Origin of the sequence: uncultured Marixanthomonas sp. (genome assembly GCF_963974425.1) — a bacterium.
Classification (GTDB): domain Bacteria; phylum Bacteroidota; class Bacteroidia; order Flavobacteriales; family Flavobacteriaceae; genus Marixanthomonas.
Map to the genome: position 1 here is coordinate 47,054 of NZ_CAXBCK010000019.1, position 16,218 is coordinate 63,271.

Here is a 16,218-nt window from a genome sequence, read left to right on the forward strand (position 1 = left end):
CTAAATTTATATAAAAATAAAAAGCCGCTTAAGAAAGCGGCTTTTGCAATTAAGTAAAGTTACCAATTAAAAAATCTCTCTTCCTGCAAAGTGGAATTGACTTTCAATTTCGGCATTTTCGTCGCTGTCACTTCCGTGTACTGCATTCTCACCAATAGAGGCAGCATATAATTTACGGATAGTTCCTTCAGCAGCTTCTTCTGGGTTTGTTGCTCCAATTAGCGTGCGGAAATCTTCTACAGCATTGTCTTTTTCAAGCACAGCAGAAACGATAGGCCCACGCGTCATGTATTCAACTAATTCGCCAAAAAACGGACGTTCTTTGTGAATAGCATAAAACTCCTCAGCATCTGCTGTAGTCATTTGTGTTAATTTCATCGCTACGATTTTAAAACCAGAAGCGGTAATTTTTTCAAGAATAGCCCCAATGTTTCCTTTTTCAACACTATCAGGCTTTAACATAGTAAACGTTCTATCTGTTCTCATGTTTTTTTAAATTTTGTGCAAAAATAGCTAAATACATTTCAAAAACAAGAACTTTACAGTAGTTTAATATTGCTGCACAAATTCTTCATATAAAACATTATTTTCGCCTCGTATTTGATAGCTAACTTTCTCATTGGCAAAGTCAAAATACAACACACCAAAATTTAATTGCTTGGTTCCTTCGCCCACTCGATATGGATTATTATCCATAGGTGTTCCCGGCCATGTATGGGTTAACCCACTACTTGTAAAATCTACTAAAGGATCTTCCAACCCAGTAACTTCTTTTACTGAAACTTCTGCATGATGACGGTCGCCACTAAGTATTAAAATATTATTTGCTTTAGCACCTTTTAGTACACTATACATTTTCTTTACTTCAGAAGGGTGATTCGCCCATTTCTCAAAACCATGCTGATCGCTTAAAAATTGAATACTGCTTACAATTACGGTAAAATTTGCTGTATCATCTTTTAATTCATTTTCAAACCATCTCCATTGTTCTTCACCCAAAACACTTCCTCCCTCACCTTCTTGCCAAGGTATGTAACGCTCATATTCATTTTCGGGGTTTGGGTTCACTTTTAAAGGACCTCTAAAATAGCGAGTATCTAATAAAATAACCTTTACACTTCCACTGTCTGTAGTAAATGTTTGTGAATGGTACACACCTTCTCGTTTTCTTCTTGGGTCATCTTTCGGGAGTTTTAAAAAATCAAGAAAAACCTGTTGTGCTTCTTTTTTTTTATGCCATTCTTTCCCCGCATCGTTTTTTCCATAGTCGTGGTCATCCCAAGTAGCGATTATATCGGTATTTTCTGCTATTGTTTGATATTCTTTATTGGCCCATACTTTATCATAATCTGAAGCCATTTTCTCCATATCATCTGTATCGGAATAAACGTTATCACCGCCCCAAATAAAGACATCTGGATTAGTACTTATTACAGGCTTCCAAAGAGGCTGTTCGCGGTCTTGATCGCTACAACTTGCAAAAACCATAGTAAAAGAGACGTTTTCATTCTTCTTTTCTGAAGAAACTACTTGTTTGGTTTCCTTACAGCTTGCTAATACCAAAATTGATAGCAAAAAAAGTGTATTTTTCATAGTGGATGTTTTTTCGATTTCAAAAATAAAAAAACTATTAAAGTTACGTGTTATTAAATTGTATCTTCGCAAGATATGAATACCGAAACTACCGAACGAGTAAAAAAATTACTTGCCTCTCCTCAAAAAATAGTTGTTGTAGGTCATAAAAACCCAGATGGAGATGCAATTGGCTCTTGCTTAGGCTTATCTTTTTTTCTTAATAGATTAGGGCATAAAGCAGATATAATTATGCCAAACGATTTTCCTGATTTTTTAAAATGGCTACCAGGCTGTGATGATATAATCATCCACGATAAAGACACTGATAAAAGCATTGAAACCATAAACAACGCCAGTTTAATTTTTACACTAGACTTTAATGCCTTAAACCGTACCGGGAATATGGAACAGTTTCTCGAAGACTGTGATGCAAAGTTTGTAATGATAGATCACCACCAAGAACCTGATGATTACGCTACTGTAACCTATAGTGATGTATCCATGAGTTCTACTTGTGAAATGGTTTATCATTTTATAGATGCTATGGATGAGCTAGGAGCTCTTTGTTTAGAGGTTTCTACACAATTATATACAGGAATTATGACCGATACGGGTTCATTCCGGTTTCCCTCTACTACTGCAAAAACGCATCGCGTAATAGCGCATTTAATAGAAGTGGGTGCTAATAATTCTCAAATACATCAAAACATTTATGACGTAAACAGCCCTGACCGTATGAAGTTATTGGGAGTAGCCTTAAATAACCTCAATATTCTACATGATTATAATACGGCATATATTACCCTTTCTCAAAAAGAATTGGACAATCACAATTTTAAAAAAGGCGATACCGAAGGATTTGTCAATTACGCACTGTCCATAAAAGGAGTTAAATTTGCTGTTATCTTTATTGAAAACAAGCAAGATAATATTATAAAAATGTCATTGCGCAGTAAAGGTGATTTTTCAGTAAACACATTAGCCCGCGAACACTATAATGGTGGTGGACATACCAATGCTGCTGGCGGTAGAAGCACCTTGTCTTTATCTAAAACAATTAGTGAATTTATTAGTATATTGCCTAAATATAAAAATGATCTTACAGATGCTTCGTAATATAGCCTCTTTATTTATTCTTTTCATCTTTGCTTTTTCTTGTAAAAGCCCCGAAGCTAGAAGACCAGTACATCAATCATCTGGCACGTTTATACATGAATCTGCGCAACGTAATAAGGCTTTATATGATGAAGAAAAAGAATACATCCAAAAAATAATTGATACCGATACTACAAAAGACTACATTGCTTCAGACAGTGGTTTTTGGTATTATTACAACACCAAAGATAGCATCGTTGAAAATAAACCTAAGTTAGGTGACGATGTTACTTTTACCTATAACATTAAAGAGTTAAACGGGAAAACAATCCTTACTGAAGAAGAAGTTGGCTTGCAACGCTATAAAGTAGACCAAACCAACCAAGATTTAATTTCCGGAATCCGTGATGGAATAAAACTGATGCAAGAAGGCGAAACGGTGACGTTTTTATTTCCTTCTTACAAAGCATTTGGATATTACGGAATAGAGAGTAAACTAGGAACTAATATTCCTGTTAAAAGTACCGTAACCTTAAAAACAATCAAACAAAACCAAGAAAATTAAAAGTAACCATGAAAAAATTCACGTTATTATTTTTATTAATATCCCTAACTTTTGTAGCATGCAAAAGCAAATACCCAGATTTAAAAGACGGTGTTTATGCAGAGTTTGTAACTAATAAAGGAACCTTTGTTGCAGAATTATACAATGAAGAAACTCCATTAACCGTAGCCAACTTTGTCTCTTTGGCAGAAGGAACTAACGGAATGGTTGATTCTATCTATAAAGGAAAAAAATTCTATAATGGATTAACATTTCACCGTGTAATCAAAGATTTTATGATTCAAGGTGGAGACCCAGAAGGAACCGGCCAAGGAAATCCCGGTTACCGTTTTCCTGACGAAATTGTAGATTCATTAAAACATGATAAAAAAGGAATTTTATCTATGGCCAACTCTGGCCCCGCTACAAATGGAAGTCAGTTTTTTATCACTTTAAAACCAACCCCTTGGTTAGATGGCCGTCATACTGTTTTTGGTGAAATAGTAAAAGGACAAGAAGTAGTAGATTCAATCGGAATGGTTGAAACTATAAAGCCTGGTGATAAACCAAAGGATTCCATTTTTATGAAAGAAGTGAATATCATAAACAAAGGGAATACGAAGGTGTCTCAATTCACTGAAAAAATGGAGAAGATTGAGAAGGAAAAGAAGGAGAAAGAAGAGCGAATTGCTAAAGTAGCTAAAGAAAAAGCTTTAGGCTTTGATAAACTTCGTGGAGAAGCAGAAGAATTACCTTCAGGAATTAAAGTTTACTACAATACAAAAGGTGAAGGTGAAAAACCAAAAGAAGGAAGCAAAGTATTGATGAACTACGCAGGTTATTTTGATGATGGTCGTTTATTCGATTCTAACATATTAGAAATTTCTGAACAATTTGAAACTGTAGATGAAGCTCGTAAAGCAGCTCAACAATACAAACCAGTTGAAACACAATATAGCACAGAAGCAAAATTAATTCCTGGTTTTAGAGAAGGATTAATGCAACTGAACGTAGGTGATAAAGCCACTGTGTTCATTCCATCTCACTTAGGTTATGGACAAAGAGGTTATCCGCCGTTAATTCCAGGAAACGCTGATTTGATTTTTGAATTAGAACTCGTGGAAGTTGTAGAATAAACAGCAATCCAAAACACATAAAAAAGCCTCTTGAAAATTTTCAAGAGGCTTTTTAAGTTGTAAAAAACATTTTTTATTTCTTCGGAATACGTTTCAACGCTTCCAATACAAATTTCCAGTATTTCTGTGCAGATGAAATACTCGCTCGCTCATCGGGTGAATGTGCTCCGCGAATGGTTGGTCCAAAGGAAATCATTTCTATTTCAGGGTAATTTTGTCCTAAAATACCACATTCTAATCCGGCGTGACATGCAGCAACTTCAGCTCGTTCGCCGTTCATTTCTTCATATAAAGAGTCTAGTAATTTCACAATAGAACTTTCCATATTTGGCGCCCAACCTGGATATTCTCCAGAAAAATTAACCGTAAAACCTGCCATTTCAAAAACAGCTTGCAAGGTATTGGCTAAATCATCTCTTGAAGATTCTACCGAAGAGCGTGTTAAACACAACACTTCAACAGTTCCACTCTTAACAGTAATTTTAGCAATGTTATTCGATGTTTCTACTAGATCTTCAATCTCCGGACTCATTCTATACACACCATTATGTGCTGCGTAAATGGCTTGAATAAACTCCTTTTGAGAAGCAGTATCCATTACTTTTTTAGATGCTTCAGAATTTTTTTCTGTAGTAACGCTTAATTCCGGTTCTAAGTTTTTGTACTCTTCTTTTATTTTATTGGTTACCGTTTCAACTTCAGAAGTAAAATCATTCATTTTATCTGAATCAACAGCAACAACTGCAACACTTTCCCTAGGGATTGCATTACGCAAACTACCCCCAGCAACTGATGCTATATGAATAAAGTTCTGTGCGGCATACAAAACACGATTCATTAATTTATTGGCATTCCCCAATCCTTTAATGATATCCATTCCACTGTGACCCCCACGTAATCCCTTTACAGTAATAGTAACCATCTCAGTATTGGAAGGTGCTTCTTTTTCAGAATACGTTTTAGTTGCTGTAATATCTACACCACCGGCACAGCCTACTCCTATTTCGTCGTCTTCTTCAGTATCTAAATTTAAAAGGATATCACCTTGTAATATTCTACCTTTTAAACCTTTAGCACCTGTCATTCCCGTTTCTTCGTCGATAGTAAACAGTGCTTCTAACTCTGGATGCGCAATGGTATCACTTTCAAGAATTGCCATAATCGTGGCAACTCCCAATCCGTTATCGGCTCCTAAAGTTGTTCCCTTAGCACGAACCCAATCTTCATCTACATACATATCGATCCCCTGAGTATCAAAATCGAAATCGGTATCGTTATTTTTCTGATGCACCATATCTAAATGCGATTGCATTACGATTGGTTTTCTGTCTTCCATTCCTTCAGTTGCAGGCTTGCGAATAATTACATTCCCTACTTCATCCTCAATGGTTTCTAGATTCAATTTTTTACCGAAATCTTTCATAAAAGCGATAACACGTTCCTCTTTTTTTGAAGGTCGCGGTACGGCGTTTAAATCGGCAAATTTGTTCCAAAGTTCTTTTGGTTCTAAGTTTCTTATTTCTTCGTTCATAGTAATTTCTGTATTAAAAGCACAAAATTAAGGTTTTAGAGTCGCATTAAAAATTATGCGGTAATCAATTTACTTTGTAAGTTTACGCTATGCAAAAAAAACGAACGCAACTTATTTTAACCCTCTTACTATTGGTTCAAATTTTTGCACTGCAATTGTTGAAATATTTCCCTGAATTTGTAGAAAAATATTACAGTTTAGGCATCTACCCTATTATTTCTAAAGCCTCTCGCTATTTATTTGGTTGGGTTCCTTTTTCGGTTGGTGATATGTTTTATGTATTAATTTCAATTGTAGCGTTACGTTGGCTTTTTCTAAATTTTAAAAGAATTTGGAAACAGCCCCTTGGTTTCTTTCTAGATATTACCGCAGCTATTTCGGTGGTGTATTTTATGTTCCATATACTTTGGGGCTTTAATTATTACCGCTTGCCACTTCATAAGTCCATCGGTATTGAAGCTGATTATACTACGGAAGAACTTGTTGAAACAACCCAACGCTTAATTGCAAAATCGAACAAAATGCATCGTCAATTAGGCTATGCAGACAGTGTGAAAATTGATTTACCGTTTACACAACAAGAAGTTTTTGATATTTCAGATAATGGCTATAAGAATTTGGAAGCCAAGTTTCCGAAGTTAAAATATTCCCCAAAAAGTATTAAAAAAAGCGGTTGGAGTTTAGGATTAACCTATATGGGATATAGTGGTTATTTAAACCCATTTTCAGGTGAAGCACAGGTAAACAACTTAATTAAAACCTATAAATTTCCCGTAGTGAGCTGCCACGAACAAGCCCATCAAATTGGATATGCGGCTGAAAACGAAGCTAACTTTATTGCCACCTTGGCCACTTTAAACAGTGATGACGAGTTTATACAATATTCCGGATATATTTTTGCCCTTCGCTACTGTGTTAATGAAATTGCCCGGCGGGATATGGATACTTATAATGATTTGCTTACAACCATCAACCCAGGAATTTTAGCCAGCTACAAAGAAATGCGCGATTTTTGGTCCAATTACGAGAATCCATTCGAAGTATTTTCAAAACATTTTTACAATTACTTTTTGAAAGCTAATAACCAATCAAAAGGAATTATGAGCTACAACTATATGGTTGCTTTGGTTGTTAATTACTTTGAAGACAAGCCATTTTAAAACTCTTAACACTTTGTTAAAATTAGGTTTGCACCTATCAAAATGTAATGACTACTTATATCTTTAGGAATCTAAAAATTAAAAACTCGTATATTAATGAGAAAAATTACGTTCCTCCTCTTTTGCTTCTTTTTTTCTTCTCTCATTTTTGCTCAGGATTATTTTCCAAAAAATGATGGTGTAAAAGAACAAAACAACAACTACACAGCCTTTACAAATGCAACCCTATTTGTAACTCCTTCAGAAAAAATTAAAAACGGAACCCTCCTTATTCAAAACGGAAAAGTAGTCGCTTCGGGAAAATCAGTCGATATCCCTGAAAATTCTGTGGTTATCGACTTAAAAGGAAAATACATCTACCCTTCTTTTATAGATTCGTACACTAATTTTGGGGTAAAAAAGCCTAAAAAAGCAGAGCGAAATGGTCGTTCGGCGCAATACAAACCTTCTCGAGATGGTTATTATTGGAACGACCATATTAAGCCAGGTCAACACGCTATCGACGACTTTAAATACGATAAAAAGTTGGCCAAAGAGCTTCGTAAAATGGGATTCGGTACAGTGAACACTTTACAAATGGATGGTATTGCTCGCGGTTCGGGAGTTTTAGTAGCCTTAAATGACGATGAAGGTGCTGCCAAACGAGTGTTAGACGATGCGTTAGGTCAATATTTTTCTTTTGAAAAAAGTGTTGCAAGCCGTCAAAGTTACCCAACTTCTTTAATGGGAGCCATGGCATTACTACGCCAGATGTATCACGATGCAGATTGGTATGAAAAAGGAAATATTGACACCAAAGATCGCTCTTTAGAAGCGTTGCTTGAAAACAAAGGTAAAATTGCCTTTTTTGAAGCAGGTAGTAAAAGCAACAATCTACGCGCTGATAAAATAGGAGATGAATTTAACACAAATTACATTATAATTGGTGGAGGCGATGAATATGAAATGATTGACCAAACAAAAGCAACTCAGTCAAAATTTATTATTCCCATCAACTTTCCTGAAGCGTATGATGTAAGCAACCCATACTCCACTAAGTATATTTCGTTGGCTGATATGCGTGATTGGAACCAAGCACCTATGAATCCAAAGGTATTATCTGAAAATGGGGTGGAATTCGCATTGACAACCTACGAATTGGAGAAGCCGAAAGAATTTACCAATAAACTGAAAAAAGCCTTTGAATATGGGTTCGACAAAACAAAAGCGTTGGCTGCTTTAACCACGGTTCCTGCCCACTTATTGGGTAAAAGTGACCAAATAGGTTCACTGAAACCTGGACGATATGCAAACTTTTTAATTACTTCGGGTGAAATTTTCGATGACGAAACAACTTTGTATGAAAATTGGGTTCAAGGCACAAAGAATGTAATCAACACCAAAGACCAAAAAGACATTCGTGGTAATTATAAAATCACTTCTGGCGGAAAAACGTACGATGTTGTCATTACTGGTGATGCATTAAAGCCTAAGGCTAAAGTAAAGGCTGGCGAAGTAGAATATCCTTCAAAAATGGAATATTCTGAAAATTGGGTAACACTTTCTTTTACTGATGAAAAAACCAATGAGATTTTTAGAACTACAGGAATTGTACCCAAAGAAGGTGATAATTTTTCTGGAAAATTAGTTGCCCCAGATGGCAGTGAATCAGGTTTTACTGCAGAAAGGCAAAAAGACAGCTCTTCTGAAGAAGATTCAGAAAAAAAAGATAAAGGCGAAAAGCCAGAAATTGTACCCCTTACCTACCCTAATATTGGGTATGGATATACAACCAAACCAAAACAGGAAAATGTATTATTTAAAAATGCAACGGTATGGACTAGTGAAGATGCAGGTGTCCTGAAAAACACAGATGTATTGGTGAAGAATGGAAAAATTGTTGAAATAGGCTCCAATTTAAGATCTGGTGGAGCTAAAACTATCGATGCAACCGGTAAACATTTAACTGCCGGAATTATAGATGAACACTCACATCTTGCAGCGTTGGCAATTAACGAGGCTGGTCAAAACTCGTCTGCCGAAGTAACTATTGAAGATGTAGTAGACCCCGAAGATATTGGCATTTACAGAGACCTTGCCGGAGGTGTTACATCCATTCAAATTCTACACGGTTCTGCCAATCCTATTGGTGGGCGTTCGGCAATCATTAAATTAAAATGGGGTGAAGATGCAGATGGGCTTATTTACGATAATTCTCCAAAGTTTATAAAATTCGCTTTGGGAGAAAACGTAAAACAATCTAACTGGCAAAGCTTTAACCGCTTTCCTCAAACAAGAATGGGTGTTGAGCAGGTGTACGTTAATTACTTCAACCGTGCTAAAGAATATGATGCAAAAAAGAAAAGCGGACAAGCTGTTCGGTACGATGAAGAACTAGAAGTATTAGCTGAAATTTTAAACGGCGAACGTTTCATTAGCTGTCATTCCTATGTACAAAGTGAAATTAATATGTTGATGAAAGTTGCCGATAAATTCGATTTCAAGATTAATACTTTTACACACATTCTTGAAGGATACAAAGTAGCCGATAAAATGAAAGAACACGGTGCTGGTGGTTCTACATTTAGCGATTGGTGGGCCTACAAATACGAAGTAAACGATGCCATCCCCTACAACGCTGCGATAATGAACAGCCAAGGAGTAACCGTTGCGATTAATAGTGACGATGGAGAAATGAGCCGTCGTCTAAATCAAGAAGCAGCAAAAAGTGTAAAATATGGCGGTATGAGTGAAGAAGAAGCTTGGAATATGGTTACCATAAATCCTGCAAAATTACTTCATCTAGACAATCGCACTGGCAGTATTAAAGAAGGAAAAGATGCCGATTTGGTGCTTTGGAGCGATAACCCATTATCTGTTTATGCGAAAGCAGAAAAAACAATGATTGAAGGCACTACTTATTTCGACCTTGAGAAAGACAAAGAAAAAAGAAATGCTATTAAAAAAGAACGCAATAAGTTGGTAAAGATGATGCTCGCTGAAAAACAGAACGGAGGAAAAACCAAACCACCAAAAGGAAAAGACATACGCGAATTTCATTGTGAAACAATAAACTAAGCAACCATGAACGTATTACATAAAATAGCCACTCTTGTTGTTGTATTTGCCACTTCGGTTGGCTTTGCACAACAAACACCGGCACCAAAACAAACACAAGCTATCACCATTACAGGAGCAACCGCCCATATTGGTAATGGTTCAATAATAGACAACAGCACAATTGTTTTCGAAAACGGTAAAATAACCGCCATAGGCACCAATGTGGCTTCAAAAGGGAAAGTGATTGATGCTTCAGGAAAGCATGTATATCCAGGAATAATCGCTCCCGTTTCCACCTTAGGACTGGGAGAGATTGATGCCGTACGTCCTACAATTGATGATGATGAAATTGGTGAAATGATCCCGAATATTCGCAGCTTGATAGCTTACAACGCAGAGAGTAAAGTAGTAGAAAGCATGCGACCTAATGGTGTTCTTTTAGCTCAAGTCACACCGCAAGGTGGACGTATTTCAGGGACGTCATCTATCGTACAATTAGATGCTTGGAATTGGGAAGATGCTACCGTAAAAGTTGATGATGGCATCCATATGAATTGGCCAAATAGCTTCCGTCGTGGTCGCTGGTGGTTAGGCGAACCTCGAGGGTATAAGCCAAACAAAGATTATTCAAAAGATACTGATGAAGTGCGTGCTTTCTTAGTAAATGGCAAAGCTTATAAGAACTCCAAAGATCAACCTAAAAATGAAGCCTTTAAAGCAATGAAAGGCTTATTTGATGGTTCAAAAACGTTGTTTATCCACGCAGATGGTGAAAAAGAAATGATCGATGCTGTTACAACTGCTAAAGAGCACGGGGTTCAAAAAGTAGTAATTGTTGGAGGATACGAAGCCCATAAAATCACTAATTTTTTAAAGAAAAATGATATTTCAGTATTGGTAAGACGTGTTCATACCACCCCAGAACGCGAAGATGACGATTACGACATGCCTTATAAACTGCCCAAGCTTTTGGCCGATGCTGGTGTTACAGTTGCACTACAAGCCAACGGACAAATGGAGCGTATGAATACCCGTAACTTAGCATTTTACGCTGGTCATTTAGTTAGTCAAGGAATGGACAAAGAAAAAGCGCTTCAGCTAATTACAGGCAATACCGCTAAAATATTAGGGATTGATGATTCCTACGGAACGTTGGAAAAAGGAAAAAGTGCTACCCTATTTATTTCAGAAGGGGATGCTTTAGATATGCGAACCAATATTTTGACACATGCATTTATAGATGGTAGAGATATTTCCTTAGAAACCCACCAAACCGAGCTTTGGAATCGGTATATGGATAAATATGAAGGGAAATAGATAGATATAAGTAGATATGAGACCGCTTCGCTGTTAGATTTTAAAATCTGGACTTTTTATATCTAAACTATAATCAAAAAAGACAATTCATTAACCAACTTTCCTTGCTAAACAATAATATCGTCCACAAAAAGTTATATTTTTACTGAAAATTATCGTTAATGAAGTATGTTTATGGATTGGCAATACTTGCTTGCCTCGTTTTATGGAGTTCTTGCCGAAATGATTTTGAGAGTGTCCCTAGTACTGGAAACCTTGAATTTTCAAGGGATACCGTATATTTAGACACCATTTTTAGCAACATAGGCTCTAGTACTTATAACCTAAAAGTATATAATCGAAGCGATGAGGATATTAATATTCCCTCCATTAATCTAGAAAATGGCGAAACTTCTAGCTACCGTTTAAACGTAGATGGAATCCCTGGAAAATCGTTTCAGGATATTCAAGTGTTGGCCAAGGACAGTATTTTTATTTTTATAGAAACTACAGCCGATATCAATACGCTCCCAACAGAAGAAACTAACTTTTTATATACCGATCAATTACAATTTGACACTGGCGGAAATCAGCAAAATGTGGAGTTAGTTACCTTAATTCAAGATGCCGTATTCTTATTTCCTGAACGTTTTGGTGATGGCACTTCTGAAACTTTAAACTTAGGAACCGATGGCGAAGGAAATGATATTTTGATTGAAGGTTTCTTTTTAGATGATAACGAACTCACTTTTACCAACGAAAAACCTTATGTAATCTATGGCTATGCAGCCGTACCTCCACAAAAAACACTGAATATTGAAGCTGGGGCACGAGTGCATTTTCACGCTAGTAGCGGAATTTTAGTTGCCAATACAGGCTCTATAAAAGCAAATGGCGAACAAAGTAATGACCCTGAATTATTAGAAAACGAAATTATTTTTGAAGGCGACCGTCTGGAACCTGCTTTTGCCGATGTTCCCGGACAATGGGGTGCTATTTGGATGACTTCTGGAAGTACTGATAACGAATTTAAATATACAACCATAAAAAATGGAACTGTAGGCCTTTTAATGGATGACAATGATGGGGACAGAACTCTTACACTGGAAAATGTACAGATTTACAACAGTGCTAATTCTGGCTTGTTAGCTAGAACTGGAAATGTATACGGAGAAAATGTAGTAATAAACAACAGTGGTCAAGCCTCTTTATCGGCTTCGCTTGGGGGAACGTATGAGTTTAACCATTCTACGTTTGCTAACTATTGGACCAATAGTTTCCGTAGTTTTCCTACCGTTTTGATCGATAACTTTTTTGAAACCGAAACTGGAACCACTCCTTTTGATCTTGATATTTCTTTCAACAATTGTATTATCTACGGAAATGAGCGACGTGAAATTGCTTTACTGAAAGATGACGGCGCACAGTTTACCTTTAATTTTAGTAACAGTTTGATTCGTTTTGAAGATCCTAGTGGCGATTTTGATGACAATCCTTTGTACGATTTTACTAACACAGCTATATACACGAACTCCGTATTAAATGAAGACCCCATTTTCCAAGATACTGAAATGAACAATTTCAACATTGAAACCGGAACTTCTGCTGCGGATGGTATTGGAAACACCGCTACTGCACAACAGGTCCCTATAGATTTAAATGGAACCAGCCGAAACACGCAAGCTCCAGATGCTGGTGCTTATGAAAGCACTCTATTTCCAGAAGAAGAATAAAAATAAAACATTTATTAAAAACTAGAAAGCCTCTCAAATTTGAGAGGTTTTCTAGTTTAATGCAATAGAATAGACTTACATTATTGGTTAATCAAGAAGTTTTTATAAATCAATCTATTCCTAAGTCTTTTGTAAAAGAATGATGTGTTTCAATTTCACTTAATGGTACTCCAATCTTATATTCAATTAATTCACAAATAATTCGCTCAATTTCATATTTACTTGAAATATCTTCGATAGAAATTAACTCGTTGGAGTTCATTGAAATTATCCAATCAGTAAATTTTCTCAAAGTATTTTCAGCAACTGGTTCAGTACGATCATACATTTTAAACCCTAAAAACTTCACTTCTTTATTAAGAGATTTATTCAAGTCCAAGTCAACTAATCTAGGTATTTTAAGCCCTATTTTCATTTCTAATCTTCTCCAATCAGATTCTAAATCTGTAGCACTTAGTAAATCTGACATTTTTGTATTCGGAGTAATATCTCTTTTCTTGTTATCAAACTCTTCAAACGCTCGCCTTATTCGATAAAAAACTATTTGAGATAAGCACTTATAATTCGGTTTAAACTTTATTTTCTCGAAAATTGAATCAACCATTTGTTGAACTGTAAAAATATTTTCAGCCTCAGCATCAGGAATCGAAACACCAAATTTATTTTCAAAAGACATTAATAGTTCAACTGAGTCTAATCCCATTACTTATACTTTTTCAAGATTATAATCAACAAATATATAAAACCAATTACATAAAAAAAGCCGCTCCAAATGGAGCGGCTTTCTGTTTTCTAAAAAATGAACTTATTTATAGTACTCTTACGTTTACTGCGTTCAATCCTTTTTTTCCTTCTTTTAAGTCAAATTCTACTTCGTCTTCTTCACGGATTTCGTCGATTAGACCTGTTGCGTGTACGAAATGTTCTTTGTTTGTTCCTTCTTCTGTAATAAATCCAAATCCTTTAGATTCGTTGAAGAATTTTACTGTGCCTCTTTGCATTGTAATAAATATAATTAATTAATAAAGTGCGAATGTACTGTTATAAAAGTTATAAATAGACATTTTAACAAATTATATTTCAATTAATTGCAAAAAAATAAAAATCAAAGGGTTACACTTTTTCTTCAAAAATTACTTTTTCAACCACTTTAAACGTAAGCTTGCATTCTTATCTTCTACTGGCTGAACGATAAGTGTATCGCCTATAAAAGAAAACCTACGCTGTACAGTTTTACCCCAATCACCAGGATTGGAATGCGACAACCGTTTGTGTTCTACAATATTTTTACCTTTCAATATCTTATAATTCCCAATATAAATATACGATCCTGTTAAGTGTTTTAAGGCTGCTTCTGCAATGGTATCAGTAAAATTAGGAAACCGTAAATCGGTTTTTTCATAATCTTTTTTAAGTAAATGCAAGGCCATATTCTTATCGCCATCATATAACAAATACCCTTGCATGCCTCCACGCCACTCGCTCCAATTTCCTAACGAGTCTTTTTGTTCCATAGCTTGCAGTTTCCAAAGCCCCGGAAGCCTTTCAACATCGCTAACAGTTTCTTTTGGAACCTCTTTGGTTTCAGCTTCTTTACAGGACTGACCAAAAATTAAAATTACGATTATTAATAAAAATAAATTATTATTCAACTTCATATTTTTAGTTTAAACGGGAAGATCTATCCCGATGTTTTGGTTGATTAAGTGATTTTGAATCTTTTGATGTATGTTACAGAAAGTGCTGGGTTGTTGTTTTTCAATTAAATATCATTATTCATACCTCATGACTCCCTTAAAAGTATAAAACTTAGGAAAATCTGGCAAACCACCAATATAAGTTTTAGAGATATCACTAAAAGAGTTAATTACATCATAATCTCGTATAGTGACATCTTGAAATTCTAATTTATCTGAAGCTATTGTTGGTGTGTTTGAAAAAATTGAATCAAAAAGAGTTTTTAATTTAAATGATGTGTTTTCTGAAAACTCGCCAAAAACACTGTATCTCAAGTCCAAAATTGAATCGGTTATATCATGTGTATATAGCGCTTCAAAATAATCATATTTACCCGTTGAAATCATTGAAAAATTATTGATTCCTGAAGAATTTATTGTAACGTCAAAATTTGGTAACGTAACAATATTTGTAATTTGCGGAGATTTTTTTGCATAAAAATAGAAAGCAGAATTAGCTCTAAACTTTGTTCCGAGCTCATAATAATCGAAAATATTTTCAGGAATATAAAATTGATTTGAAGTTGTCCCTGCACTAAAGGTTGTTTTTAATAATGTATGTTTAATAAACTTATCATCACTTTCATCTTCATCTCTATGGCCGGTTATAGTTAAATCTAACCTATAATTATCTGGAAACTGTGTTGTTATAGATTTTTCGGCAAACGGTAAGGACAACATATTAACTCCAATCGTTGAGTTTCCGGGGACATCTTCTCTCCAAAAATATCTAGGAAACTCTTCATCAGGCATTTTACCTAAAGCAAAAAAGTCACCTGGTGTCTCTTCAAGCAGCCCTTTTAAAAGAAAGGTACCTCCAGTATAACCTACTTCGGCATAATCTCCTGTAATGCCAGTTACATAGAATTCAGGTACGGCATTGGTTATTTCTAAATTAACAGCCTCAAAATTAGGGTTTAGTTTAGGACGTAATTTTAAAGTGTAAATAGTGGGTTCAATATTTAGAAATGTTTGCAACTCTCCATTAGAACCTGGGATGCCTCTCAATAAAGTTAAATCATACTCATTATTTTCAAAATCAGTAGTCAATATGGTTTTATTAAAGGATGACAGTTTTTCTTCCGCGACAATAGTTCCATTTTTATCACTTAGGTATGCGCGAATTTCAAAGTGTTGGCTAAAATAATCGTCAACAACATCAATAACTATGGCATTATCAAAGTCTATTTCAGGATCAACAGTTTCTTCATCTACAGGATTGTTATCGTCAATATTACATTGAACAAAAACTATAGAAGAACACAACAAAACCAATAGGAGCACTATCCTTTTCATAACATGTTTAGTTTTTACAAGTATAAGTATTCTACTACACTTAAATAAAAACCTTCAAAATATATACTTTGAAGGTT

General features: G+C 35.4%; 14 protein-coding genes. 7 read left to right on the top strand and 7 right to left on the bottom strand.

The genetic code is table 11. The features are described from left to right. Positions 1 to 66: 66 nt before the first annotated feature. Together AACZ92_RS07295 and AACZ92_RS07300 are read right to left on the bottom strand one after the other, a co-directional pair. Positions 67 to 486, bottom strand: coding sequence for a nucleoside-diphosphate kinase (locus tag AACZ92_RS07295; protein ID WP_339699079.1), 420 nt, complete (start codon positions 484 to 486; stop codon positions 67 to 69). Between the two features lie 63 nt (positions 487 to 549). Beyond that, positions 550 to 1,593: an alkaline phosphatase D family protein gene (locus AACZ92_RS07300; protein WP_339699082.1), complete on the bottom strand. Its 1,044-nt coding sequence runs from the start codon at positions 1,591 to 1,593 to the stop codon at positions 550 to 552. Positions 1,594 to 1,668: 75 nt separating this feature from the next. Here AACZ92_RS07300 and AACZ92_RS07305 point away from each other — a divergent pair, with 75 nt between their 5' ends. The 3 genes from AACZ92_RS07305 to AACZ92_RS07315 are packed head-to-tail and all read left to right on the top strand — an operon-like array spanning position 1,669 to position 4,350. Further along, positions 1,669 to 2,691: a bifunctional oligoribonuclease/PAP phosphatase NrnA gene (locus tag AACZ92_RS07305; protein WP_339699085.1), complete on the top strand. Its 1,023-nt coding sequence runs from the start codon at positions 1,669 to 1,671 to the stop codon at positions 2,689 to 2,691. Beyond that, positions 2,681 to 3,235, top strand: coding sequence for a gliding motility-associated peptidyl-prolyl isomerase GldI (gene gldI / locus AACZ92_RS07310; RefSeq protein WP_339699087.1), 555 nt, complete (start codon positions 2,681 to 2,683; stop codon positions 3,233 to 3,235). The genes AACZ92_RS07305 and gldI overlap by 11 nt, the downstream gene beginning before the upstream one ends. Before the next feature lie 8 nt (positions 3,236 to 3,243). After that, the gene (locus tag AACZ92_RS07315; protein WP_339699089.1) at positions 3,244 to 4,350 is read left to right on the top strand and encodes a peptidylprolyl isomerase; all 1,107 of its coding nucleotides are present in this window, start codon (positions 3,244 to 3,246) and stop codon (positions 4,348 to 4,350) included. Between the two features lie 73 nt (positions 4,351 to 4,423). Here AACZ92_RS07315 and AACZ92_RS07320 read toward each other — a convergent pair whose 3' ends face one another. Then, positions 4,424 to 5,881, bottom strand: a complete 1,458-nt coding sequence (locus AACZ92_RS07320) for an aminoacyl-histidine dipeptidase (RefSeq protein WP_339699092.1) — start codon at positions 5,879 to 5,881, stop codon at positions 4,424 to 4,426. A gap of 89 nt (positions 5,882 to 5,970) precedes the next feature. Between AACZ92_RS07320 and AACZ92_RS07325 the strand changes: the two genes are divergently transcribed. The 4 genes from AACZ92_RS07325 to AACZ92_RS07340 all read left to right on the top strand — a co-directional run bounded on the left by AACZ92_RS07325 (position 5,971) and on the right by AACZ92_RS07340 (position 13,109). Next, positions 5,971 to 7,041, top strand: coding sequence for a DUF3810 domain-containing protein (locus AACZ92_RS07325; RefSeq protein ID WP_339699095.1), 1,071 nt, complete (start codon positions 5,971 to 5,973; stop codon positions 7,039 to 7,041). A gap of 96 nt (positions 7,042 to 7,137) precedes the next feature. Continuing rightward, entirely contained in the window at positions 7,138 to 10,098 is a 2,961-nt protein-coding gene (locus tag AACZ92_RS07330) for an amidohydrolase family protein (protein ID WP_339699098.1), read from the top strand. Positions 10,099 to 10,104: 6 nt separating this feature from the next. Beyond that, positions 10,105 to 11,397, top strand: coding sequence for an amidohydrolase family protein (locus tag AACZ92_RS07335; protein WP_339699101.1), 1,293 nt, complete (start codon positions 10,105 to 10,107; stop codon positions 11,395 to 11,397). 161 nt (positions 11,398 to 11,558) lie between these two features. Continuing rightward, a complete protein-coding gene (locus AACZ92_RS07340) occupies positions 11,559 to 13,109 on the top strand; it encodes a hypothetical protein (RefSeq protein WP_339699104.1) in 1,551 nt (516 codons plus the stop codon). A gap of 109 nt (positions 13,110 to 13,218) precedes the next feature. On the opposite strand, the gene AACZ92_RS07345 is transcribed toward AACZ92_RS07340, so the two are convergent. The 4 genes from AACZ92_RS07345 to AACZ92_RS07360 all read right to left on the bottom strand — a co-directional run bounded on the left by AACZ92_RS07345 (position 13,219) and on the right by AACZ92_RS07360 (position 16,141). Further along, positions 13,219 to 13,812: a phosphopantetheine-binding protein gene (locus AACZ92_RS07345; protein WP_339699107.1), complete on the bottom strand. Its 594-nt coding sequence runs from the start codon at positions 13,810 to 13,812 to the stop codon at positions 13,219 to 13,221. A 106-nt stretch (positions 13,813 to 13,918) separates the two neighbouring features. After that, positions 13,919 to 14,110 (bottom strand): cold shock domain-containing protein, encoded by a 192-nt coding sequence (locus tag AACZ92_RS07350; protein ID WP_339699110.1) that lies wholly within the window; start codon positions 14,108 to 14,110, stop codon positions 13,919 to 13,921. A gap of 132 nt (positions 14,111 to 14,242) precedes the next feature. After that, entirely contained in the window at positions 14,243 to 14,767 is a 525-nt protein-coding gene (locus AACZ92_RS07355; protein ID WP_339699113.1) for a lipocalin-like domain-containing protein, read from the bottom strand. A 114-nt stretch (positions 14,768 to 14,881) separates the two neighbouring features. Beyond that, positions 14,882 to 16,141, bottom strand: coding sequence for a hypothetical protein (locus tag AACZ92_RS07360; protein WP_339699115.1), 1,260 nt, complete (start codon positions 16,139 to 16,141; stop codon positions 14,882 to 14,884). Between the last annotated feature and the right edge of the window lie 77 nt (positions 16,142 to 16,218).

Coding starts and splice junctions, on each gene's coding strand:
- AACZ92_RS07305 (WP_339699085.1), top strand. CDS start 1,669: ATGAATACCGAAACTACCGAACGAGTAAAAAAATTACTTGCCTCTCCT.
- AACZ92_RS07330 (WP_339699098.1), top strand. CDS start 7,138: ATGAGAAAAATTACGTTCCTCCTCTTTTGCTTCTTTTTTTCTTCTCTC.
- AACZ92_RS07350 (WP_339699110.1), bottom strand. CDS start 14,110: ATGCAAAGAGGCACAGTAAAATTCTTCAACGAATCTAAAGGATTTGGA.
- AACZ92_RS07335 (WP_339699101.1), top strand. CDS start 10,105: ATGAACGTATTACATAAAATAGCCACTCTTGTTGTTGTATTTGCCACT.
- gldI (WP_339699087.1), top strand. CDS start 2,681: ATGCTTCGTAATATAGCCTCTTTATTTATTCTTTTCATCTTTGCTTTT.
- AACZ92_RS07320 (WP_339699092.1), bottom strand. CDS start 5,881: ATGAACGAAGAAATAAGAAACTTAGAACCAAAAGAACTTTGGAACAAA.
- AACZ92_RS07345 (WP_339699107.1), bottom strand. CDS start 13,812: ATGGGATTAGACTCAGTTGAACTATTAATGTCTTTTGAAAATAAATTT.
- AACZ92_RS07360 (WP_339699115.1), bottom strand. CDS start 16,141: ATGAAAAGGATAGTGCTCCTATTGGTTTTGTTGTGTTCTTCTATAGTT.
- AACZ92_RS07295 (WP_339699079.1), bottom strand. CDS start 486: ATGAGAACAGATAGAACGTTTACTATGTTAAAGCCTGATAGTGTTGAA.
- AACZ92_RS07355 (WP_339699113.1), bottom strand. CDS start 14,767: ATGAAGTTGAATAATAATTTATTTTTATTAATAATCGTAATTTTAATT.
- AACZ92_RS07340 (WP_339699104.1), top strand. CDS start 11,559: ATGAAGTATGTTTATGGATTGGCAATACTTGCTTGCCTCGTTTTATGG.
- AACZ92_RS07315 (WP_339699089.1), top strand. CDS start 3,244: ATGAAAAAATTCACGTTATTATTTTTATTAATATCCCTAACTTTTGTA.
- AACZ92_RS07325 (WP_339699095.1), top strand. CDS start 5,971: ATGCAAAAAAAACGAACGCAACTTATTTTAACCCTCTTACTATTGGTT.
- AACZ92_RS07300 (WP_339699082.1), bottom strand. CDS start 1,593: ATGAAAAATACACTTTTTTTGCTATCAATTTTGGTATTAGCAAGCTGT.